This is a genomic window from Sphaerisporangium rhizosphaerae, assembly GCF_042665155.1.
Taxonomy (GTDB): domain Bacteria; phylum Actinomycetota; class Actinomycetes; order Streptosporangiales; family Streptosporangiaceae; genus Sphaerisporangium; species Sphaerisporangium rhizosphaerae.
Genome location: NZ_JBHTCG010000010.1, coordinates 122,155 through 144,814 on the forward strand (window position 1 = coordinate 122,155; position 22,660 = coordinate 144,814).

General features: G+C 71.7%; 17 protein-coding genes and 1 pseudogene. 7 read left to right on the top strand and 11 right to left on the bottom strand.

The genetic code is table 11. From position 1 onward, the window contains the following. Window positions 1-9: 9 nt before the first annotated feature. From ACFQSB_RS17350 to ACFQSB_RS17360, 3 genes are all read right to left on the bottom strand, one after another. Entirely contained in the window at window positions 10-903 is an 894-nt protein-coding gene (locus ACFQSB_RS17350) for an amino acid ABC transporter permease (protein WP_380827585.1), read from the bottom strand. Further along, a complete protein-coding gene (locus ACFQSB_RS17355; protein ID WP_380827586.1) occupies window positions 894-1,778 on the bottom strand; it encodes an ABC transporter substrate-binding protein in 885 nt (294 codons plus the stop codon). The genes ACFQSB_RS17350 and ACFQSB_RS17355 overlap by 10 nt, the downstream gene beginning before the upstream one ends. Before the next feature lie 197 nt (window positions 1,779-1,975). Continuing rightward, window positions 1,976-2,338: a nuclear transport factor 2 family protein gene (locus tag ACFQSB_RS17360; RefSeq protein WP_380827587.1), complete on the bottom strand. Its 363-nt coding sequence runs from the start codon at window positions 2,336-2,338 to the stop codon at window positions 1,976-1,978. Between the two features lie 266 nt (window positions 2,339-2,604). Here ACFQSB_RS17360 and ACFQSB_RS17365 point away from each other — a divergent pair, with 266 nt between their 5' ends. Beyond that, window positions 2,605-2,964, top strand: a complete 360-nt coding sequence (locus ACFQSB_RS17365) for a hypothetical protein (RefSeq protein ID WP_380827588.1) — start codon at window positions 2,605-2,607, stop codon at window positions 2,962-2,964. Between the two features lie 795 nt (window positions 2,965-3,759). Further along, window positions 3,760-4,794: pseudogene (locus tag ACFQSB_RS17370) on the top strand (ATP-binding protein); the annotation flags it as partial. Window positions 4,795-6,483: 1,689 nt separating this feature from the next. Here the strand turns inward: ACFQSB_RS17370 and ACFQSB_RS17375 are convergent. Together ACFQSB_RS17375 and ACFQSB_RS17380 are read right to left on the bottom strand one after the other, a co-directional pair. Beyond that, window positions 6,484-7,320, bottom strand: a complete 837-nt coding sequence (locus tag ACFQSB_RS17375) for an ABC transporter permease (RefSeq protein ID WP_380827590.1) — start codon at window positions 7,318-7,320, stop codon at window positions 6,484-6,486. Continuing rightward, a complete protein-coding gene (locus ACFQSB_RS17380; protein ID WP_354924750.1) occupies window positions 7,317-8,342 on the bottom strand; it encodes an ATP-binding cassette domain-containing protein in 1,026 nt (341 codons plus the stop codon). The genes ACFQSB_RS17375 and ACFQSB_RS17380 overlap by 4 nt, the downstream gene beginning before the upstream one ends. Window positions 8,343-8,718: 376 nt before the next feature. Between ACFQSB_RS17380 and ACFQSB_RS17385 the strand changes: the two genes are divergently transcribed. The 4 genes from ACFQSB_RS17385 to ACFQSB_RS17400 all read left to right on the top strand — a co-directional run bounded on the left by ACFQSB_RS17385 (window position 8,719) and on the right by ACFQSB_RS17400 (window position 15,007). Then, window positions 8,719-10,407: an MDR family MFS transporter gene (locus ACFQSB_RS17385; RefSeq protein ID WP_380827592.1), complete on the top strand. Its 1,689-nt coding sequence runs from the start codon at window positions 8,719-8,721 to the stop codon at window positions 10,405-10,407. 460 nt (window positions 10,408-10,867) lie between these two features. Beyond that, entirely contained in the window at window positions 10,868-13,015 is a 2,148-nt protein-coding gene (locus ACFQSB_RS17390) for a prolyl oligopeptidase family serine peptidase (protein WP_380827593.1), read from the top strand. A gap of 138 nt (window positions 13,016-13,153) precedes the next feature. Further along, a complete protein-coding gene (locus ACFQSB_RS17395; RefSeq protein WP_380827594.1) occupies window positions 13,154-13,918 on the top strand; it encodes a hypothetical protein in 765 nt (254 codons plus the stop codon). A gap of 201 nt (window positions 13,919-14,119) precedes the next feature. After that, complete coding sequence (locus ACFQSB_RS17400; RefSeq protein WP_380827595.1) at window positions 14,120-15,007, top strand: cellulose binding domain-containing protein; 888 nt, start codon at window positions 14,120-14,122, stop codon at window positions 15,005-15,007. A gap of 24 nt (window positions 15,008-15,031) precedes the next feature. Here the strand turns inward: ACFQSB_RS17400 and ACFQSB_RS17405 are convergent, their stop codons facing one another. The 5 genes from ACFQSB_RS17405 to ACFQSB_RS17425 all read right to left on the bottom strand — a co-directional run bounded on the left by ACFQSB_RS17405 (window position 15,032) and on the right by ACFQSB_RS17425 (window position 20,725). Then, a complete protein-coding gene (locus ACFQSB_RS17405; protein WP_380827596.1) occupies window positions 15,032-15,457 on the bottom strand; it encodes a VOC family protein in 426 nt (141 codons plus the stop codon). Further along, complete coding sequence (locus ACFQSB_RS17410; protein WP_380827597.1) at window positions 15,454-16,320, bottom strand: arsenate reductase/protein-tyrosine-phosphatase family protein; 867 nt, start codon at window positions 16,318-16,320, stop codon at window positions 15,454-15,456. The genes ACFQSB_RS17405 and ACFQSB_RS17410 overlap by 4 nt, the downstream gene beginning before the upstream one ends. A 107-nt stretch (window positions 16,321-16,427) precedes the next feature. After that, complete coding sequence (locus tag ACFQSB_RS17415; RefSeq protein ID WP_380827599.1) at window positions 16,428-17,222, bottom strand: class I SAM-dependent methyltransferase; 795 nt, start codon at window positions 17,220-17,222, stop codon at window positions 16,428-16,430. Window positions 17,223-17,261: 39 nt separating this feature from the next. Continuing rightward, the gene (locus ACFQSB_RS17420) at window positions 17,262-18,482 is read right to left on the bottom strand and encodes an MFS transporter (RefSeq protein ID WP_380827600.1); all 1,221 of its coding nucleotides are present in this window, start codon (window positions 18,480-18,482) and stop codon (window positions 17,262-17,264) included. Between the two features lie 239 nt (window positions 18,483-18,721). Next, window positions 18,722-20,725, bottom strand: a complete 2,004-nt coding sequence (locus ACFQSB_RS17425) for an FHA domain-containing protein (protein WP_380827601.1) — start codon at window positions 20,723-20,725, stop codon at window positions 18,722-18,724. Window positions 20,726-21,026: 301 nt separating this feature from the next. Here ACFQSB_RS17425 and ACFQSB_RS17430 point away from each other — a divergent pair, with 301 nt between their 5' ends. After that, window positions 21,027-21,857, top strand: coding sequence for an alpha/beta fold hydrolase (locus ACFQSB_RS17430; RefSeq protein WP_380827602.1), 831 nt, complete (start codon window positions 21,027-21,029; stop codon window positions 21,855-21,857). Between the two features lie 24 nt (window positions 21,858-21,881). Here ACFQSB_RS17430 and ACFQSB_RS17435 read toward each other — a convergent pair whose 3' ends face one another. Continuing rightward, window positions 21,882-22,619, bottom strand: coding sequence for an SDR family NAD(P)-dependent oxidoreductase (locus ACFQSB_RS17435; protein ID WP_380827604.1), 738 nt, complete (start codon window positions 22,617-22,619; stop codon window positions 21,882-21,884). Window positions 22,620-22,660: the final 41 nt, after the last annotated feature.

Genomic DNA, 22,660 nt, shown 5'->3' on the forward strand with positions numbered 1-22,660 from the left:
GACGGTCCACTAGACCCCACCTCCGGCGAACGGCCGCAGGTTGCGGCGCATCCTGGCGGGCAGCGTGTCGTGGCCGCGCTCGAACCGCCGCTCGATGAAGTGCTGCCCGACGCTGGCGATCGTGGTGAGCACCACGTACCAGATCGACGCGACCACCAGCAGCGCGATGACCTCGAAGTTGCCCAGGTAGATCCGCTGCGCGACGGTCAGCAGTTCGGCTCCGGCGATGACCGACACCATCGACGTCGTCTTCAACATGGAGATGAACTGGTTGCCGGTCGGCGGCACGATCACCCGCATCGCCTGGGGCAGCACCACCCTGCGCAGCACCTGGCCGTGCGACATGCCGAGAGCCTCGGCCGCCTCCCGCTGGCCCGCGTCGACCGAGCGGATGCCCGCCCTGACGATCTCCGCCATGTAGGCGCCCTCGTTGATCGCGAGCCCGAGCAGCGCCGCGGTGAACGGCGTGACCAGCTCGTTCGCCTGCCATTCGACCAGTTTCGGGCCGCCGAACGGCACCCCGATCGCGATGGTGGGGAAGACCAGGCCGATGTTGAACCAGAAGATGAGCTGGACCAGCAGCGGCGTGCCGCGGAAGAACCACGTGTACAGCGCGGCGGACCCGCGCAGCACGGGGTTGCCCGACTGCTGCGTCACCGCGGTGAGCACGCCGAGGGCCAGTCCGATCACCATCGACAGCACGGTGAGCTGGATGGTGACCCACAGCCCGCCGAGGATCCTGCCGTCGCCGAGGAGGGCGACGATCACGTCCCAGTGCAGGTTCGGGTTGACGATGATCGTGTAGGCGAGCCAGACCAGGAACAGCCCGGCCGCCGCCGCGGCCAGCCAGCGTCCCGGGCGCGGTGGCCGTACCGCGTCCACGGGCAGCTCGGTCACTTCCACGGCTTGGTGTTCACCATCGCCTCGGGCACGGCGTTGGCGGCCACGGCGTAGGTGTCCAGGACCTTCTTGTAGCCGCCGTCGGCGATCAGCTCCCGCATGGCCCCGGCCACCGCGTCACGCAGGCCGGTGTCGCGCCGGTCGACGGCGATGCCCCACGGCCCGGCGTCGTACTGGCCGGGCAGCACCTCGTACTTGCCGGTCTCGCCGGCGTACATGGCGGCCACCGGGGAGTCGACGATGGTGGCGACCGCGCGGCCGGAGTCGATGCCGAGCAGGCCGGTGGGGGCGTCCTCGCTCTGCATGATCGTCATCTTCTTGCCGCACTTCTCGTTCTGCTTCTCGCCGATGGCCAGGTTGGAACTGCCCTTGGCGAGCACGACGGCACGGCCGCACAGGTCGGCGAGGTCCTTGACGCCCTCCGGGTTGCCCTTCTTCACCATGACGGCCCCGCCCGCGTTGAAGTAGTCGACGAAGTCGACGGCGGCCCGGCGTTCCTCGGTGTCGCTCATCGAGGAGAGCACGAGGTCCCACCGGTCGCTCTGGAGGCCAGGGATGAGCCCGTCGAAGGCCGCGTTGGTGATGGTCCACTTCAGCCCGAGCTTCTCGGCGATGGCCGCGCCGAGATCGGGATCCACGCCGGTGAGCTGCTGGGTGCCCTTCTTGTACATCTCCATCGGCGGGTAGCCCTCGGCGGTCGCCAGCCGGAGCACGCCCCGCTCGCGCAGATCGGCCGGCACGAGGTCCTCGGCGGTCGTGCCCTTGGCCGTCGCGGCGCCCTGGGACGCGCTCGTCCCCGACGAGGAGCGGCCGCACCCGCCCGCGAGCGCCGTGACGACGAGCACGGCTGCGGCGACCGCGTAAAGGCGCTTTGTCATGCAAACTCCCAGTTCGCGCAGTGGTTGTGCATATGGTGGCGACGGGAGGGGAGAATCCCAAGACTCGTGAATGCTTGTGACCCTCAGCGTCGAAGTCTTCGATGCTGAGGTCGGCCACGCTCACGGGACGTGGGGCGACATGCGCTCCGCGGGGGCTCGCGTGGGGCTCGCGGGGGCGAGGTGGACGAGTTCGGTCCCTAGGCCGCGTACACGGGGGCGAGGTCGACGAATATGCGGTAGTCCGAGATCAGGCCGTCGTCGCCGGTGCGCCAGATCGACACGGCCACGACGCTGACGTCCTTGCCGTCGAGCCGGCGGTAGGTGACCTCGGTCTCGGCGATGATGTCGGCGCCCGCCTGCCAGTTCCTGACGATCCGGTGCCGCAGGCCGTCGATGGTGGAGAAGAAGGCCCGCAGCTCGGCGAGGATGGCCTCGCGTCCCGCCAGCGGCTCGGCGTTGCCGAACACCAGCGTGGCGTCCTCGGCCAGCAGTTGGGTGAACCTCTCAGGGTCGAATGAATCGACCCGCTCGAACACGTGTCGCACCACTTCGTCCGTCATGCCCGTCCTTTCGCGCGCGACCGGGATCACTGAGGGGGACGATACGGAGTGGACATCGGCGGGCAACTATCGCGAGGGTGGGGATCCCGTGGCCGTGAGGACTTCGGACGGCGCGGAAGGTGAAGCGGGCGGGGGCCGCTGGTGTGCCGGTTCTGCGATCAACCGGTGTGCCGGTGTGCCGGTTCTGCGATCAACCGGTGTGCCGGTGTGCCGGTTCTGCGACGAGCCGGTGTGCCGGTGTGCCGGTTCTGCGATGAGGAGGACGCGTGACGGACGCGCGAGTGCTGGTGATCGGTCTGGACCCCGCGAAGCTTGAGGGCTGGGACCCCGAGCCCATCCAGACGGGGATAGCACGCGGCCGGGCCCGCTTCGTCGATCATGGCGTCGATGCCGACTGGTGCCTGGTGGCACCCGACGAGAACCCCGAAGGAGCGATCGGGGAGGCGCTGATCCGCGGAGCCTACGCCTGCGTGGTGATCGGGGGCGGCATCCGCAAGGACGAGTCGATGCTCGGCCTCTTCGAGAAGGTGGTGAACCTGGTCCGGCGGCACGCGCCCGACGCGGCCATCGCCTTCAACAGCACCCCCGAAGACTGCCTGGAGGCGGCCCTGCGGTGGCTGGAGTAGCCCGGTAGGGCGGATTCTGTGAAGGGCCCGCCCGGATTCGCCCGCCTGGCCGTTCGGACCGCCCGTCGCTCCATCGCGTTCCGGCGGGTGGGTCCCCGATCCGCTCGCGGGGGTATGCGCGGGCACGCTTCCGCGGTGAGACTCGTCCGGATCCGCTCGCAGGGGTGCGCGCGGACACGCTCCCGGGGTGGGACTCGTCCGTAAGCTGGGGGTGTGTCCCCCGTACTGGTCCTGCTCGACGGCGTCCGCTGGCAGGGTGCCCGCGTGGTCGGCGATCGCGCGCGGACCCTGCTGGCCGTGCTCGCCATGCACGGGCGTGCGGGGGTCGCCGACGAGCGCCTGGTCGAGGAGTTGTGGCCGGACGAGCCGCCGGCCAACCCCACCAAGGCGCTTCAGGTGGTCGTCTCGCGCACCAGGGCTGCGACCCGCGCCGACGTCGTGGTGCGGATGCCGCGTGGTTACCGGCTCGGGCTGCCCGCCGATCAGGTGGACGCGCTGCTGCTCGGCGCGCTGGTGGAGCAGGCACGGGCCGCGCTGGGCGAAGACGACGTGGCGCTCGCGCGGCGCCGCGCCGAAGAGGCCATGGAGCTGGTGACCGGCGGCGCGGCGCGCGGATCGGACGGCGGCCCGGCCCGCGGTCCGATCCCCGAATCGGCCGGCGGGCCGGCCGGCGTCTCAGGCGGTGTCTTGAGCGGCGGCCTGGGCGGCGGCCTGACCGGTGTCTCGGGTGGCGGATCGACCGGTGTCGTGGGCGGCCCCGACGGCGGTACGGGCGCGCTCGACGAGCTGAGGGGCATGGCCGCGGGGTGGGTGGCCGAGGCGCGACGGGTCGCGGCGATCGCCTGGGGCCGCGGCGGCGCCCACGAGACCGCGCTGCCGCTGCTGGAGGAGGCCGCGGCCGAACGGCCGCACGACGAGCAGGTGCTCGCCTGCCTGCTGCGCAGCGAGGCCGCCGTCCGAGGGGTCGCCGCCGCCTTGGAGCGTTATGAGCGCTATCGAGCGGGTCCGGCCGCGCGGCTCGGCACCGAACCAGGGCCCGAGCTCGCCCGCGTGTACGCCGGACTCCTCCTCGCCGATCGGCCGGTGCGCGAGGGCATCCTGTTCGACGGTTCCTCGCTGCTCGGCCGCGAGGCCGACATCCGCGCGGTGCACGCCCTGCTGGCCTCCACCCGGGTGGTCTCCATCGTCGGCCCCGGCGGGCTGGGAAAGACGCGGCTGGCCCATGTCGTCGGCAGGAACGCCGCCCAGCCCGTCGCCCACTTCGTGGAGCTGGTCGGCGTCTCCTCGCCGGAGGGCGTGGTGGGCGAGGTGGGGTCGGCGCTCGGGGTCCGCGACTCGGTCAGCGGGCGCCATGCCCTGACCGCCAGGCAGCGCTCCGATGTCCGCGCCCGGATCGCCCAGCACCTCGACCAGGCTCCGGCGCTGCTGATCCTGGACAACTGCGAGCACGTGATCGAGGCCGTCGCCGACCTGGTGGCGTTCCTGACCGTCACGACCCGCGACCTGCGGGTGCTGGTCACCTCCCGCGCCCCTCTGTCGATCCCCGCCGAACGCGTCTACCTGCTCGGCGAGCTGCCCACGGGTGACGCGGTGGAGCTGTTCCGCCAGCGCGCCACGGCCGCACGCTCAGGCGTGCGGATCGACGAGGGAGTGGTCGAGCAGGTCGTCGCCCGTCTCGACGGCCTTCCGCTCGCCATCGAGCTGGCAGCGGCCAGGGTGCGGGCGATGTCGGTGGAGGAGATCGCCCGGCGCCTGGCCGACCGGTTCGCCCTGCTGCGCGGCGGCAACCGTACGGCCCCCGACCGGCACCAGACGCTGCTCGCCGTCATCGACTGGTCGTGGAACCTGCTGGAGGAGCCCGAACGGCGGGCGTTGCGGTGGCTGTCGCTGTTCGGCGACGGTTTCACGCTGGCCGCGGCCGAGCGCATACTCGGCCAGGACGCCCTGCGCGTCGTGGACGCGCTGACCGAGCAGTCGATGCTGAGCGTCCGCGAGACGGCGTACGGCCTGCGCTACCGGATGCTGGAGACCGTCAGGGAGTTCGGCCGGTTGCGGCTGGGGGAGGCCGGCGAGGAGGCGCCCGCCCGGGCGGCGCAGCGGGCCTGGGCGACGGCGTACGCCTTCGAGCACGCCTTCGAGCTGTTCGGCCCGGCGCAGTTCGCGGCCGTCGACGCGTTGCGCGCCGAAGAGGGCAACCTCGCCGACCTGCTCCGGCAGGCTCTCGGCGAGTCCGATCCGGTCATGACGGTCCAGTTGCTGGCCAGTGCCGGCGCGCTCTGGTCGATCCGTGGCGAGCACTTCCGGCTCCTGGTCCACTGGGGAGCGATCACCGAGGTGGTCGACGGCTGGACGGTGCCGCCGCACCTCGTGGAGGTGACCAGGGCGGCCATGCTGGTCACGCTCATGAACGTCGTCATCATGGGCGACCGCCGGGGCGATCCGCTGCGCGCTCTGCTGCGCAGGCTGCCCACCGGTGAGGCGACCGATCGCCGGGTGGCGGCGATGGCCACGGTGCTGCTCGCGTGCGACGCGGCCGACGGTGTCCAGGTGCGCCGCCGGCTGGAGGAGCTGTGCCTGAGCACCGACCCCGACGTCGTCCTGGCGGCGACGCACATGAGCGTCCACGTGCTGGAGAACGCGGGTGAGGTGACCGGGGCGATCGAGGCCGCCGAGCGGACCCTGGCGATGCTCTCCGAGCAGGACGGGCCGTGGTTCAGCGCGATCATGCACGCGGAGCTGGCCCATCTGGTCATGCAGCGCGGCGACCGCAGGCGCGCGGTCGCGCACGCGCGCACCGCCATCCCGGTGCTGAGCCGGCTCGGCGCCACCGACGACGAGACCCAGCTACGCGCGGTGCTGCTGGTCTCCGCGCTCGCCGACGGCGACCTCGGCGCCGCGCAGGCCGAGCTCGCCGAGATCGTCGGGATCAACGACGGCGAGGTGGTGCTCGGCGGGAAGTCCATCGTCTCGTTGTACGCGGCCGAGCTCGCCCTCGCCCGTGGCGAGACGGCCGCCGCGCTCGCGGAGTACCGCCTGGCCGTCCGGCGAGCACGCGACATGCGGCTGCCCGGGGTGCCGCCCGCGGAGTTGACGCCGTGGACGACCGTCGCGGTGTCGGTCGCCCTGACGGCGTACGCCTACCACGCCCCGCCGGAGGAGGCCGGGTACGGCGAGGAGTTGTTCTCCGCCCTCCGGGATCACGACGTGCTGGCCGAGCAGAGCCCCGTCCTCGACTATCCGATGTGCGGCCTGATGCTGTTCGCGCTCGGCACCTGGGGGGTGCTGCGGAACGCCCTGGCCCCCGACGACGCGATCAGGCTCCTGGTGCTGGCCGAGCGGTTCGCGTACATCAGCAGCATGCCCGGTCTGACCTTCGAGCGCATCGAGCCGCACGCCGAGCGGGCCGCGCCGGGGATGATCGCCGCCGTACGGGCCGAGTACGGCGATCGGCGCGGCTCCGACCTGCTCGACGAGGCGCGGCGCCTCCTCGAGCGGGTCTCCGGCCGGGGGCGGCGAGGGTCACATGTGCCGTTTGTAGCTGCGCACCGACAGCGGCGCGAAGATCGCGATGACGATCACGCACGCCAGGAGCGTCCAGGCCACCTCTCCGCTGACCTGGGCGTCGTTGGCGAGGTCGCGGGCGGCCGTGACCAGGTGTGAGACCGGGTTGATCCGGACGAACGCGGCCAGCCAGCCGGGCAGGGTCTCGACGGGGACGAACGCGTTGGACAGGAACGTCAGCGGGAACAGGATCATCATGGAGATGCCCTGCACGGCCTGGGCGCTGCGGGCGATCGTGCCGACGAAGGTGAAGACCCACGCCAGCGACCACCCCGTGAAGATCGCCAGCAGGATCGCGGCGAGCAGGCCGCCCGCCCCGCCGCCCGGACGGTAGCCCATCACCAGGCCCATGCCGAAGGTCAGGGTGGCCGCGATCGTGTAGCGCAGCAGGTCGGCCACCATCGGGCCTGCCAGCGGCGCGATGCGGGCGATCGGCAGCGACTTGAACCGGTCGAAGACGCCCTTCTCCATGTCCTCGCGGAGCTGCGTCCCGGTGGCCATGCACGTCGTCAGCACCGTCTGGGCGAGGATGCCGGGGATCATCAGGGGGAGGTAGCTCTGCACGTCGCCGGCGATGGCGCCGCCGAAGATGAAGGCGAACATCGCGGTGAACAAGATGGGCTGCAGCGCCACGTCGAAGAACTGCTCCGGGTTGCGGCGCATCTTCTTCAGCGCCCGCCACGCCATCATCATGGTCTGGCCGAGCGTCTCGCGCATGGAGACGCGCCGCCGGGCGGCCGCCACGCGGTCGGCGGCCCTGACCGCCTCGGGGGCGGGTGCGGTCATGGTGCTCATCGGTCCTCCTGCGTGCCGGTCCCGCGGTCCCCGTCGGTCTCGTGGCCGGTGAGGGCGAGGAACACCTCGTCAAGGCTGGGCTTGGCCACGCTCACCGAGGAGATCGACACTCCGGCGGTGCGCAGCGCGATCAGTACGTCCGCGGCCAGGTCGGCCTGGTCGAGGGCGACGTTGAGGCGGCCCTGTTCCGGGCTGACGATCGGGTCGGTGCCGAGGACGCGCCGCACGACCTCCACGGCGGCGGGCACCTCGCCCGGCTCGGCGAGCATGAGCTGGAGGGCGGAGTTGCCGACCGCGGTCTTCAGCTCGTCGGGAGTTCCCTCGGCGACCTTGCGGCCGTGGTCGATGACGGCGACGCGATCGGCGAGCTGGTCGGCCTCGTCCAGATACTGGGTGGTCAGCAGCACCGTGCAGCCGCCGGCGACCAGACCGCGGATGGTGTCCCACATCTGGCCCCGCGTGCGCGGGTCGAGGCCGGTGGTCGGCTCGTCCAGGAAGATCAGCGGTGGCCTGGTGATCAGGCTGGCCGCCAGGTCGAGCCGCCGGCGCATGCCGCCGGAGAACTGCGAGATCGGCTTGCCGGCGGCGTCCTCCAGGCCGAACTGGGCCAGCAGTTCGGCGGCGATGCGCCGGGCGCGCGGCGCGCCGATGCCCTGCAGGCGGCTGAAGAGGTAGAGGTTCTCGCGGGCGGTCAGGTTCTCGTCGACCGACGCGTACTGTCCGGTGACGCCGACCAGTTGGCGGATCACGTGCGGATTGCCGGCCACGTCGACCCCGAAGATCTCGGCGCGGCCCGCGTCGATCTTCAACAGGGTGGCCAGCATCCGTAGCGTGGTGGTCTTGCCGGCGCCGTTCGGGCCGAGGACGCCGAAGATCTCACCGGGGCGGACCTCCAGGTCGATCCCGTCGACGGCGCGATGCCCGCCGAAGGTCTTCACCAGCCCCGCCGCGCGAACGGCCGGTTCGCCGCCCCCGCCGGGGGCCGGGCCGCTCCGCGTGGGTCCGAGTTCTGTGATGCTCATGGCCCCACTCTCGGCGGCGACGGTTTCACGGCGCCCTCGGCCGGGTTTCACCGGTTGCCGGAGCGGCCCCCGTGCCGAGGGGGGCGGCCGCTCCTCGAGTGCGGGCCCGGATGGCCGCACCGCGAACGCGGAGGCACGCGCGGACGTCCCTCCGCAGCGGAAAATTCGTATTGCCGCAGGTCGGAGCGGAGATGAAGCTTCGGTGCCCGGCGAAAACCGGGTGACATTTCGCATCACTTGCCGGAATGCTGGGCCGGGCCGACCAGTTTTGTCGGTGGTGTCGGTCAGGCTGAGCATGACCGCAACTTCTTGTGAGACCTAAAGGCTGGGCACCCAGCCGTGACGACGTCACGTCCGACGACCCGATTGAGGAGCCGTGTCCGTTCGACAGCTCGACTCGCCCGCCACATCCCAGGCCGCCGTCGCGGGCCGCACCCCGGCCGTGGTGCGGCTGCTGGTGCTCGCCACGTTCGTGGTCATCCTCAACGAGACGATCATGATCAACGCGATCCCGCGGCTGATGGACGCGTTGCACATCACCGAGCAGACCGCACAGTGGCTCTCGACCGCCTTCATGCTCACCATGGCCGCCGTCATCCCGATCACCGGCTGGTTCCTGCAGCGGGTGTCCACCCGCGGTGCCTACACCACCGCGATGGGCCTGTTCCTGCTCGGCACGGCGCTCGCCGCCGTCGCGCCGACCTTCGAGGTGCTGCTGGGCGCCCGCATCATCCAGGCGTCCGGCACGGCGGTGATGATGCCGCTGCTGATGACCACGCTGATGCAGGTGGTGCCCGAGTCCGACCGGGGCCGGGTGATGGGCAACGTCAGCCTGGCCATCTCGGTGGCGCCGGCCATGGGCCCCACGGTCTCGGGGGTGATTTTGCAGTTCGGTTCCTGGCGGCTGCTGTTCGCCGTGGTGCTCCCCATCGCCGGCGTGATCACCTGGTTCGGGCTGAAGCAGCTCAAGAACGTCGGCGAGACCCAGGCCGGCACCATCGACTGGCTGAGCGTGGTGACCGCCGCCGCCGGGTTCGGCGGCCTGGTGTACGGGCTCAGCCGGTTCGAGGGCGGTGACGCCGGGGTCGCCTCCGCGATCGTGGCGGGCGGCCTGGCCGCCATCGCCGTCTTCGTCCTGCGCCAGCTGTCGCTGCAGAAGCGCGGCGTGCCGCTGATGGATCTGCGCACTCTGCGCCACCGCACCTACACGATCGCGCTGATCCTGATGGCGGTGTCGTTCATGGCGATGCTCGGCTCGATGATCCTGCTGCCGCTGTACCTGCAGAACGTCCGTCAGCTCACCGCCCTGCAGACCGGGCTGCTGGTCATGCCGGGCGGCCTGGCGATGGGGCTGCTCGGCCCGACCGTCGGCCGCCTGTTCGACCGGTTCGGCGGCCGGGTCCTGGTCATCCCCGGCGCGGTCGCGATCACGCTCGCCCTCGCCGGCTTCACCCAGGTCACGATGACCATGCCGTTCTGGCAGCTCCTCGGGCTGCACGCGCTGCTGATGGTGGGTCTGGCCGCGACCTTCACCCCGGTGTTCACCCTCGGGCTCGGAGCCGTGCCGCCGTCGCTCTACTCCCACGGCAGCTCGATCCTGAGCACGCTGCAGCAGGTCGCCGCGGCCATCGGCACCGCGCTGGTGATCACCGTGATGAGCGCGCGAGCCGATGCCCTGAGATCCGCGGGCGCCACGGAGGTGGTCGCCACCCTCGGCGGCATGCGGCTGGCCTTCATCATCGGCGCCGTGCTGTCCATCGTCGTGATCGTCACCGCCATCCTCCTCCCGGCCCGAGCCGACGGCCCGGACCACACCGGCGGCGACCACCACGCCGACAGCGCCGACCACACCGGCAGCGCCGACCACGTTGACAGCACTGATCACAAGGACGGCGCCGACCACACCGGCGGCGCTGATCACAAGGACGGCGTGGACCACACCGGCAGCGCGGACCACACGCACGGTGCGGACCACGCCCGCAGCGCGGACCACGGGGACGGCGCGGACCACACGGGCAGCGCCGTGGACGGCGTGGAGCGCCATGCCGGTGTGAGCGTCGCCTGACGGAAGTCACGACATTCGGTTCTGAACGGCCGCGGATTTGCTGTTGTATGGGGTCGGTCTTCCCCTGGCATTCCGTGGCGCCCGCCGCCGTTGAACGAGATTATGCAGAACAATGGGCGGTATGGCGGTGCCGGCTCGCGTGCCCTTGGGTGCCGGGCATTTCGGAGGACCCGCGCTCGCCGGGGGCGCGGTGACCTGGGTGTTTATCGGCCGTGAGGCGAGGGGATGGCTGTTGTGGAAATCGCCCAAATGGGGCGAAACGTCCACATCCGGAGGTTGAAATGACCGGATATCTGCCCTATCGCGAGACCGGTCCGGCTGCCCGTGTCGGCGGCGTGCGCGGCTGGCAGGCCGATATTCTTCGCGGTCAGTCATAACTGAGTGAGGCGAGGTGCTGCGGTGCGTTCATGCCGCAGTGCCTCGACCTGTCACCGGCGCGACGACACACCGGGGGGCGTTTGTGGCGCGATTGTTCTACCCTGCCGCTCCGCGTAGCGACGATGGGGTCGAGAATCTGTTCGGAATCCTGGTCCGCGATCCTTACCGGTGGCTGGAGGACGGCGACGACCCGCGTGTGCGCGACTGGGCCGCCGCCCAAGATCGCCTCTTCCGCGCGTATCGCGCCGGATGGCGGGACACGCCGTCGTGGACCTCCCTGCTCGACCAGGTGTCGTCCTTCGGCGTGGTGGAGCCGCCGATGGCGCGTGGCTCGTTGATGTTCCTCGCCGAGCAGCTCCATGGGGATGAGCAACGGCGCCTGCTCGTCGTCGACGCCGAGGGGAACAGGCGGGTGCTGGTCGATCCCGTCGAGGTCGACCCGTCCGGCCATACCGGGTTGTACGCCTGGTGGCCGTCGCGCGAGGGCGAGCGGGTCGCCGTCCAACTGGAGGTCGCCGAGCAGCCCGGCAGCGACATCCTGGTGCTGGACGTGCGCACCGGGGAGAGGGTGGACGGGCCGTTGCCGCGCGCCAGGAACACCTCGCTCGCCTGGTTGCCGGGAGGGGAGGCGTTCTACTACGTCAGCCGGGTTCCCGATGAGGAGCTTGCCCCCGGCGACCCGCGCCTGCAGCGGCGGGTGAGGTTGCATCGAATCGGTTCGCCCTGGCAGGCGGACACCGTGGTGTTCGGCGGCGAGGATGCCCCCGACCACTACTACGGGCTCACCGTGAGCGCCGACGGCCGCTTGCTGGCGATCACCGCGACGGCCGGGCCCGCCTCGCACAACGACGTGTACGTGGCCGAGCTCGCGGAGCTCGCGGAGCTCGGCGATCCGGCGGCCCCGCGGCTCACCAAGATCGTCGACGGAGCGACCACCGGCGCCCGCGTTCTTCCGCGCTTCCTCGCGGACGGCGATCTCCTGCTGGTCACCGACCACCGCGCACCGTACGGCCGCGTCTGCCGGGCATCCCGGCACGAGACCGACCCGGACCGATGGCGGGAGCTGGTGGCCGAAGATCCCGAGGCGCCCGTGGACGAGTGCGCGGTGCTGGAGGACCCGGCGCTCGCGCGCGGCCTGCTTCTGGTGGCGCGTGCCCGCCACGGCACCTCGACGCTCACGCTGCACGACCTGGCCGACGGCCGACCGCTCGCCGAGCTGCCCCTTCCCGGCGCCGGCGTCGTGTCATCCCTGCGCACCGGCGTGCCCGACGCACGGCACGCGTGGTTCGCCTACTGCGATGCGACCACACCTCCCACGATCTACCGCTACGACGCGATGAGCGGGACGACCGAACGGGAGACCGGCGCCACGACGGCCGGCCACCCGCCGCGGATCCGCAGCCACAGCGTCCGCTATCGGGCCGGGGACGGCACCGAGATCCCGATGTTCCTGTTCACCCCGGCCGAGGACCGTCACGACCCCCGGCCCACCCTGCTCTACGGCTACGGCAGCTTCGGCATGCCGATGCGCCCGTGGTTCCTGCCGATGGCGGCCGCATGGGTGAGCGCGGGCGGCGTCTACGCGATGGCCGGTGTGCGCGGCGGCGGCGAAGAGGGACGGCACTGGCACGACGCCGGGCGCGGGCCGTACAAGCACCGGGCGATCAGCGACTTCAACGACGCCGCCGCCTGGCTCATCGACACCGGCCGGACCACCCCCGGCCAACTGGCCGTCCACGGCCAGTCCGCCGGCGGCCTGCTGGTCACCGCCGCCGCCATGCGGCGTCCCGACCTGTACGCCGCGGTCATCGCAGAAGGCCCGCTGTGCGACATGGTGCGCTATGAGAGATTCGGCCTGGGATGCACGTGGGTCGACGAATTCGGCACGGCCGCCGAGCCCGAACAACTCCGATGGCTGCTGGGATACTCGCCGTATCACAACATCACCCCAGGGACCTCCTACCCCGCGTTCCTGCTCACCGGCGCCGTGACCGATCTGCAGACCGGGGAGGCCCACGTCACCAAGATGTGCGCGGCCCTCCAGCACGCCGGCGACGGTGACCGGCCGGTTCTCATGCGCCGGGAGCCCGACACCGCCCACGCCGCCTCTCCGGCGAGCAAAGAGCGCGCCCTGACCGCGGACATCCTGGCCTTCGCCGGCGAGTACACCGGTCTGTCACCGGCGAGTGCGGCCACGCACCCGCGTGAGACCGCCGCGGAACCGCGCTGACGACGGCCTGACCGCGCCCGGCCCCCGGGTCCGGCGCCGGCGATGGCATCCGCGGCGGTGCTCGCCCTCGCGGGACGGGTCACGCACACCCGGACGCCGCCGGATGAACCACATGACCAGGGCTTACGTTGTCGTATCGTGAGACTACGAATGACCCTGCTCGTGGCGGTGCTGTCGCTGACGGCGGCCTGTGGACGGGCGGAATCCGATATGTCGGCGGCCACGGCCGACGACGGGCCGGCCGAGCCGGTGGCCCTGTGGGGTGCCGAAGGCGGGTACGTCACCGCCACCACCAACGTGCTGCGTCCCCCGAGGGTGGTGCTGTACAGCGACGGCCTGGTGATCGCGGAGGCGACCAGGCAGGTGCGGCTCAGCGACGCCGAGACGGCCGCGACGGTCGCCTCGATGGAGAAGTACCTGCGCGCGCAGCCGCCCACCGCGCAGCCCAGGCCGGGCGCGCCGATGGTCACGGACGTGCCGACCACCGTCCTCGCCGTGCGGGGGAAGGACGGGAAGATGTCGCAGGTGCGGGCAGAGGCTCTGGACCAGGTCGCGGCCTTCTACCCCAAGGAGCTCTTGGAGGCCAAGAAGCTGATGGAAGGCCTGGGGACGCGTGCCACCGGGGCCGAGGGCACCGACTATGTCGCGACCCGCGTCCGGATGGTCGCCGAAGGCGCGGCGTCGGCGGAGGGCAGGCCGTCGCCGTGGCCCGCGGGGGTGCCTGAGCCTTCGGGCGCGGTGGACCCGGTCTGGCGGACCGACCTCGAGGGCACGGCGGCGAGCGCGGTCACCAAGGCGGTTCCCGCTGGTCAGGGGCACGGCCGGCCGCTCTACAAGACCGGATCCGGGTCGCTGTTCGTGCTCTCCTGGCGGTACCTGCTGCCCGACGAGGGCAAGGCCTGAGCGACGGGCACCGGCCACGCGGGAGCGGGCGGTCGCTGAAAAGTTCACGCGGCCACGGGGTGCGGCGTCCTCGCCGTGCCCCGCGACCTGCCCATCTTCCGCCGGGCCCGTCCGTCCGCCGCGCGCGTGCGTTGACCGGGTCGCGTCCCTCTCTCATGCTCGAATTCGGACGGCATCCGGGCCACGTGGAAGGGCGCATCCATGAATGGACGTTGGGCTGTCTCCTGGGCGGTCGCGATGGTGGTGGCCGCGGCCTTCCTCATCCCCGCGGTGGCGAGCGCGTCCTCCGGGGCCGCGGGCGGCGCGGGGAGCGCGGGAACCTCGGCCCTGACGACGACGCCACCGCGCACGCCGACCCCGTCGCCGTCGCTGCTGTGGCCCTGCTACGACCCCCGGACCCTGCCGCCGAGCATGCCTCCGCCGACGCCGCCGACCGCGCCCGGCACCCCGCAGGTGGTGCAGGTCGCCAGCCCCTACGTGCACCTGCGCTGGGCCGCCTCCTCCGACCCGGACGGGCTCGCGTGCTACCAGGTGTTCGAGGACCGCAACGGCGTCAAGATCAAGGTCGCCACGTTCGGGCCGAACGTCACCGACGGCACGTTCTACGTGGACTGGCCGCCGTACGGCACGGCGTCACGCGTTGCCACCCTGTACGTCGTGGCCCTCGACCGGTGGGGCGCGGAGAGCCCGCCGTCGGGGTCGGTCAAGGTCACGATCTACAACGACGCCATCCCGCCCCCGACGCCTACTCCGTCCCCCACCCCCACGCCCTCGATCGCCTGCCACGTGGGCTACTACTCCTACGGCTGGTACGGCGGCATGACGACGCAGGTGTCGATCAGCAACACCGGCGCGACCACGATCGCCGGGTGGCGGCTCACCTTCGCCTTCCCCGACGCGGCGCAGCACCTGACCAACGGATGGTCGGCGGACTGGTCGCAGTCCGGTTCGACGGTGACGGCCACGGCGCTCGCGTCGAACCAGGTCATCGCGCCCGGCGGGTCGGTCACCATCGGCTTCAACGGCAGCAACCAGGGTGCCAACCCCTCCCCGTCGACCTTCCAGCTCAACGGCTCCACCTGCCGCTGACTCCGCGCCCCGGCGGCGCGACCGCTACAGCGAGGGCGCGGCGGTGGCCGGCCGGGGGTGCGGGGCGGGCTGGAACAGTTCGACCAGGTTGCCGGCGGGGTCGGTGAGGAGGATCTGCCGGCCGCCGGGACCGGTGACGACGGTGTTGCGGAAGGAAACCCCGGCCGCGCGCAGCCGGTCGATCTCGGCCTCGAGGTCGTCCACGACGAGGTGGATGCGGTTCCAGCCGCCGGCGACCGGCCGGGCGCCGTCCGGCATCGGACGGGCCCCTGAACTGGCGGGGCCGGACAGCAGCAGCCGCAGAGGGCCGCGGACCACGTCGGCGAAGGCCGGCGCGGCGTTGACGCGCACGGCGAAGCCGAGATGCCCCGTGTAGAAGCCGATGGCCGCTTCCACGTCGTCGACGATGTAGCGGATGTGTGCCAGCCGTTCGGTGTCGGTCGCCGTCATCGTGCTTCTCCTTCGAGGGTGAGGGTGGGCAGGAGGAACCGGATGCGGGCGTCCAGTTCGGCGGCGGTGCGCTGGAACGCGGGATGGCCGGCCGCTTCGTCCTCGGCCGCCGCCGCGGGGTCCGGGAGGCTCCAGTGGGTGAGGACCGGGTCGCCGGGGAAGGGCGGGCATGCCTCGCGTACCTTGTCGCACAGGCTGATGACCTGGTCGAACCTCCGGTCGGCGAGCGTGTCGAGGTGCCGGGGACCTCGCCCCGTCAGGTCGATGCCGTAGTCGCGCATGACGCGCAGCGTGTGGGGATGCAGCGGCTTGGGGTGGGTGCCCGCGCTGGTCACCTCGACCCGGTCGCCCGCCCGGTGCCGGAGCAGGGCTTCGGCCATCGGTGACCGGGAGCTGTTGCCGGTGCACAGGAACAACACCGCGCGGCGGGGCCGGCGCGGTCCGGCCGTGGGCGTGGCGGTCTGTGCGGGGGGCGGCGGGGGACCGGCCGGAAGGAGCGCGCCGGTCGAGGGCGTCGCGTGCTGCCCGGGGCGCGGCCAGAGGGCGGGGTGGAGGGCGGGGTGGAGGGCGGGGTGGAGGGCCGTGCCGGTCGCGGCGAGCTCCTCGGCGTAGTGGGCCAGATCGAGGTGGTAGTAGCTGTCGCGGCCGTCGAGGCTGCTGCGCCGCGCGGTGACCAGACGGCCCGCCCGCAGCCTGCCGAGGTGGTAGGAGACCAGGTTCTGCGGCTGGCCGGTCAGGCGCACCAGCTCCGCGACCCTCCGGTCGCTGCGCGCGAGCTCGGCCAGCAGCCGCCAGCGCAGCGGATGACCCACCAGTCCCAGGAACGGCGGAGCGGGCGGTACGGGCTGACGTTGCGGCACCATGGTCGGGACGATACATCAAACCGGTTTGATGGAATAGCCCCCGAGGGGCGTGCGGCCCAGGAGGAGGCCGGACGTCGCCGCGCGGACCTGTGCGTCCGGGGACGACCTCACCGGCGCCGGCCGACGGTGAGGACGGCCAGCCAGTGGCGGGTGAGCCGCCCGTCCGGACGCGCGGCCAGCCGGGCGCGTATCTCGCGGTAGAGGTGGTCGCGCCGGTCCGGTCGCATGGCGATGTGCCCGGAGAAGGTGTCCAGCAGGGCGATGTACTCCTCCGCGGTGTAGCGCAGGGCCCATACGTACCGCCGTGTGGCGACGACGCTGAAGTGTCCCGAGGCCTCGAACTCCTCGGCGGTGGAGTCGGGCTGGTCCTCGGGCGTCGGCGGTGGCCAGAGGGAGCCGTCGCCTTCGCCCATCTCGTCGTACACCTGCTGGATCTCGGTGAAGAACGGGTCGAAGTCTGCGGGAAAGGCGTGCTGGGCGTCCCACACGGCCAGGTGGCCGCCCGAGGGCAGGAGAGCGGCCGCCTTGGCGTACTTCACCGTGGGATCGACCCATTTCCAGGCGGTGGCCGCGTAGAGGAGGTCGAAGCGGACGCCGGCCGGCGGTTCCCATTCCTCGAACGGCGCGGTGATCACCGAGACGCCGGGGAACGCGGCCAGCCGGCGCCGCGCCTCCTCGGCGAGGGCGCCGCCGAGCTCGACCGCCGTGATGGGGAAACCGGCGCGCGCCAGCGGCGGGGTGGCCGTCCCCGGGCCGCATCCGACCTCGAGAAGGTGCGCGGGCGGCTCGATGCCCGTGATCGCGCGCAGGTCGGAGTACAGTTCGTCCGGATAGTCGGGGCGCGCCCTCTGGTACAGGGACGCCGCACTGTCGAAGGTGGCTCGCAGCCGTTCTCGTGACATCCCGCAATCGTGGCAGGGCCTCGCCTCAACAGGCGCGGTTCACCGAACTCGCGCGCGGTCGGCGTCCTTGGGCGCCGGGCCGGTCGACCTCGTCCCCCGGGTGGCGAAGGGGGAGTGCCGCGGGACCCAGCGCAGCAGGGCGCCGGCGGCGAGCACTCCCACCGCGCCCATCGCGGTGATGCCGGCGGCCAGGCTGCCCAGCCCGGCCGCGGCCGAGACGATGAGCGGCCCCCCGGCGCTCCCCGAGTCGGCGCACAGGCGCCACACGCCGAGGAACTTCGAACGGGCCTGCGGAGGCGCGACGTCCGCGCCGAGGGTCATCAGGATGCCCGCGCCGATGCCGTTGCCGAATCCCATGAGCATCGCCACGACGGTCAGCGACACCGGTCCGGAGGTCAGCGGCAGCAGGCCCTGGGTGATCCCGAGCACGAGCATGGACGGGACGGCGATCCACAGCCGGCCGGCCCGGTCCATGATCATTCCGGACGGATAGAACGTCAGGGTGTCCACCAGGCCGGCGATGCCGAACACGACGCTCGTCATCGAGGGGTTCAGGCCGAGATGCTCCGCCCACAGGGGCAGGACGGTCTGCCGGGTGGCGCGCACCGACCCGACGAGGAACACGGCCACGCCGAGGGTGAGGAACACCCGGTGATGCCGCGCCACCAGCGACCGGACCGAGACCGGCGGGGAACGGCGCGCCCGGTCCGCGGCGGGGCCCGCCACGTCGGGGACCAGCAGGACGATCAGCCCGGCCAGGACCGTGCACCCCACGGTGAGCCAGAAGACGGCGCCCACCGGCCGGTCGTGGACGACCACGGCGCCGATGAACGGCCCGATGAAGGCCCCGACCCGGCTCATGCCGCCCAGAGTGGACAGGGCGCGGGCCCGGAGCGCCATGGGGATGATCTCGGTGAGGTACGCCTGCCGGGCCAGGACGAACACGGCGTTGGTCGCCCCGGTGGCCGCGACCGCCAGTCCGAGCTGCCAGACCGTGCGGGCCATGGCGCACCCCGTGAGCGTCACGATCGCCACCCCGGCCGCGACGAGCATCGCCCTGCGGTCGCCGAGCCGGGCGGCGAGGGCTCCCGCGGGCACGTCTCCCAGGATCTGCCCGACGCCCAGCAGCGCCAGGACCAGCCCGGCCTCGCCGACGGAGGCGCCGAGCGCGCGCCCGCTCAGCGCGATCATGGGGGTGAGCGCGCCCATCCCGGTCTCGAAGACCAGCGCGGGCAGGAAGACCGCGGGCGCCACGCTCATGAGGGACACCCGAGGTGAACTCACCGGCACCGGCCTCGCCTCGACCTCCCTGGATGACCGCACGCCCGAGTGAGCCTATTCGGACGCTCACCCCAAGACGCGACCAGGGTGACGTCAACCCTGCTACCCGGCATTCCCCCCTAAGTATCCCAAAGGGAAATCACGGCAGGACGCTCACCGGGAGACGGGCGGTCGGATGCCCAGGTCGGATGCCCAGGTCGGATGCCCAGGTCGGAGGGTCAGCCGGGGGTGACCGAGTCGGTCGGTCCCCGCGAGATCAGCCTGGTGTGCTCGGGAAGCTCCTCGGCGCGCGCCGAGCCCGCCACCGGGGCCGCCACCGAGCCGGCCACCGAGCCGGCCACCGGGGCCGGTTCCGGCTGGGGGGCGGTGGGCGGGTCCTGGTCGAAGATGTCGATGTCGACCTCCTCGCCGCCGACGATCAGCGTCTCCCAGGGGCCGCTGACCAGCAGCGTGCGCAAGGTCTCGTCCTTGAGCCCTCCCAGGTGGGCGCGCAGGGTCTCGTCGTCGGGCATGCCGGGGATGCGCGGCGCCAGGCGGCTCCTGATCTGCCGCAGCCGCTCCATGAGCGCTTCGATGTCGGCGTCCCGGTCCGGACCGGCGCTCCCCTCTTCGATGCCCTCGACGATCTTGTCCTTGATCGCGCAGGTGACCCCGTTCTCGTCGGTGGTCACCATCGCCTTCCAGGCGCGGCTCTTGTGCCGGTACTGGAGCATCGACATCGCCGCTTCGTGGCGCAGGAAGTCGGCGTCGCGGAAGGGACGTCCGCGCCATGCCCGGTCCAGCGCGCGGGCCAGCGAGATGGCCGACGCCAGCCCGCTGTTCAGCCCGCGCCCCGGCCAGAAGTGGATGGCGTTGGCGGCGTCGCCGAGCAGGAAGCCGTAGGTCCCCGGCGTGCTGGACGTCGCGGAGTACAGCTGCGCGGTGAACCTCGGCCGTTGCACCATGTCCAGCCGGAACGCCGTGACGGCCCGCAGGTTCTCCTCGGCGACGCCGAAGAGCGCGAGCCCCTCCATCACCCGCTTCCAGAGCGCCGAGCTCCTGATCAGCGCCGGCAGGAACAGGGTGCTGTGGGTCGAGCAGAGGTACTCGCCCTGGTCGGTCCGTCCCATCAGGCACGGGCGGGAGGCGATGCACTCGGTGAACACGTGCCGCACGGGGTCGATGCCGACGACCTCCTTGGCCTCCTCGTCGGTGAGGCGCATGTTGAGGAAGCCCTCGCCGCGCAGCGCGTTCAGCAGGAAGCGGTTCTGCGCCACGGTCAGCAGAACGGTCATCGGGTCCGACAGGTCGGACTTCACCCGTAAACCGAGGACGACGTCCTGGATATGGGTGCCCTCCAGCGAGTAAATGGATTTGTCGGCGTTGCCGAACTTGTTGGTGAAGAAGTCGCGCGTTCCCGAGCGCCCGCCCTCGCAGATGGCCAGAACGTGGTCCTTGACGACGGTCTCATGGTGCTCGGTGGGATAGAAGTTGGCGGGCACCAGCCGGATGCGGTCGGGTTTGTCGTTCGCCATATCGAGCAGCGTGTCCTCGATATAGGCGATGCGGATGTTGCGCGGCCCGTATCCGCGAATGGAGTCCGGGCCGGTCGGCCACATCTCGGTGTACGCGCCCTCGGTGAACAGCCGTTTTTGGACGGGTTCCGGCAGGTTCAGATATTGCCGGCTCTGCACGGTCACGACCTGCTGCCGCCGGATGTTCCCCTGTTTCTCGCTCTTCCACACGACGCGGGGGCCGTCCTGCGTCCAGCGCCCGTCGTAGACGGTGACCGACACGCGCCGGCCCATGAGGTGGTCCAGGAGCAGGGCGAAACCGAGTCCCACGGGCCCGCCGCCCGAGATCGTGACGTTCAGCACGGGGCCAGGGTCGATGCGCGCCCGCGATCGGGCGAACGCCTCCGGCAGCGGGGCGTCCATGATCGTCTCCATGTCGCCGGCCGCCTCGAAGGAGAAGGTCTCGTCGCCGATGGTGATCACGTCGCCGGGGTGGAGCACCTGGGAGGTGACGGGAGTGCCGTTGACCATGGTTCCGTTGCGGCTGCCGCGGTCCTTGACGACGTATTCGCCGTTCTCCCGCAGGACCTGCGCGTGGTGACGCGAAGCCCGGCCGCTGGCGATCACCACGCTGTTGTCGTCTTTGCGGCCGAAGGTGATCGGGGTGTCGCCGATCACGAATCGCCGACCGGCGAGAGGACCTTCACGCCCGACGATCGCAGCTGGCATGGGTCGCACCACTTTCCATAGGTCAGAGAACTGATGCGATCGATACGAACATCGGTCGCAGAAGCGCTGTGCACTACTCCGTGTGCCGGTCGACCAGGTACACCACGAGATTTCTCTATGGAAATCCTCGGGCGACTCCCTATCGTGCCACGCCGGGCTTCCGTAGGAAACGGTCCATAGCGGGCTACCTGCCAGGTAATCGACGGGCGTCCCACCGGGCCGCCATGCTTCCCTCATCGGCCGCCGGATGGACCGGGAGGCCGCGTCGAACGTACGGCCGGCAGGCCGGAAGGAGACCACGATGCCGTTCTTCGAGACCGCCGACCGCACCCGTCTGGCGTATGAGGACTACGGCACCGGAGCCCCCATCGTGTTCGCGGCGAGCTGGGCGCTGGACGCCGACATGTGGGAGTACCAGGTGCCGTTCTTCGTGGAGCGGGGATACCGGTGCGTCCTGCTGGACCGGCGGGGGCACGGCCGCTCCGACCGGCCTTCGGGCGGGTACGACCTGGACACCCTCGCCGACGACCTCGCCGCGCTCATCGAGCACCTCGGCCTGCGCGAGGTGACGCTCGTGGGCCATTCGACCGGCGGCGCGGAGGTCGCCCGCTATCTGGCCCGCCACGGCGAGGAGCGGGTGGCGAGGGTCGCGTTCGTCTCGGCCGTCCTGCCGTTCCTGATGCGGACCGAGGACAATCCCGAGGGTGCTCCCGAGGAGCTGTCCGAGGCGGCGGTCGGGCGGTTCCTCACCGACCGGCCCAAGTGGTTCCACGACCGGGCCCAGGGGTTCTTCGCCACCCACCTCGGCAACGACGTCTCCCCGGCCCTGGTCGGCCTCGGCGTCCAGCGCTGTCTGGCCACCTCCCCGGTGGCGACCGTGCAGATCTGGCGCGCGAGCTTCCGCGCCGACCACCGGGCGGCGCTTCGGGCGATCACCGTGCCGGCGCTGGTGGTGCACGGCGCCGCCGACCAGTCGGCGCGGGTGGAGGTGACCGGACGCCGCACCGCCGCGCTGGTGCCGGGCTGCGCCTACAAGGAGTACCCCACGGGCGGCCACGGCATCTTCGTCACCCACAAGGACCGGCTCAACGCCGACCTGCTGGACTTCATCAAGGGCGAGACCGGTTCCTGAGGCGGGTGGCGCGCCCCGCGGCGGTCACACCGTCTGGTCGGTGGGGCGGACCAGGATCTCGTTGACGGCGACGTGGCCGGGCTGGGCGAGGGCGTACAGCACCGCGCCCGCCACGTCCTCGGGCCGCAGCGTGCGCATGGAGTCCGCCATTCGCCGTGCCATGGCCCGCATCGCGGGGTCGCTGATGTGGCTGGTCAGCTCGGTGGCGACGAAACCCGGCTCGACCACGACCACGCGTACCCCCTGGGCGGTGACCTCCTGGCGCAACGCCTCGGAGAAGGCGTTCACGCCGAACTTGGTCGCCGAGTAGACGCCCCCGCCGGCGGAGGCCACCCGGCCCGACGTCGAGGAGATCTGCACCACGGTGCCCTTGCTGCGCAGCAGGTGGGGCAGCGCGGCGTGCGTGGTGAACATCGTGCCGAGCAGGTTGGTGCGCACCATCGTGGTCCACTCGGAGGTGTCGGCGCCGGCGATCGGGCCGCTCAGCATGACCCCGGCGTTGTTCACCAGCCCGTCGAGCGCGCCGTAGTGCTCGACGGCCGCCGCCACCGCCGCGCGGCAGGAGGCCTCGTCGGCGACGTCCAGGTCGAGCGTCAGCACCTCGCCGGGCGCGCGTCCGGCGAGGCCGGCCAGCCGATCGGCCCGCCGCGCGCCCACCGCCAGCCGGGCGCCGGCCTTGGACAGCGCCAGCGCGGTCGCCTCGCCGATGCCCGACGAGGCCCCCGTGACCAGGACGACCTTCCCATGAAGCGAATCACTCATCGCTGTTTCCTTCCCCCTCGTGTGGATGACGCCGGTGCGGC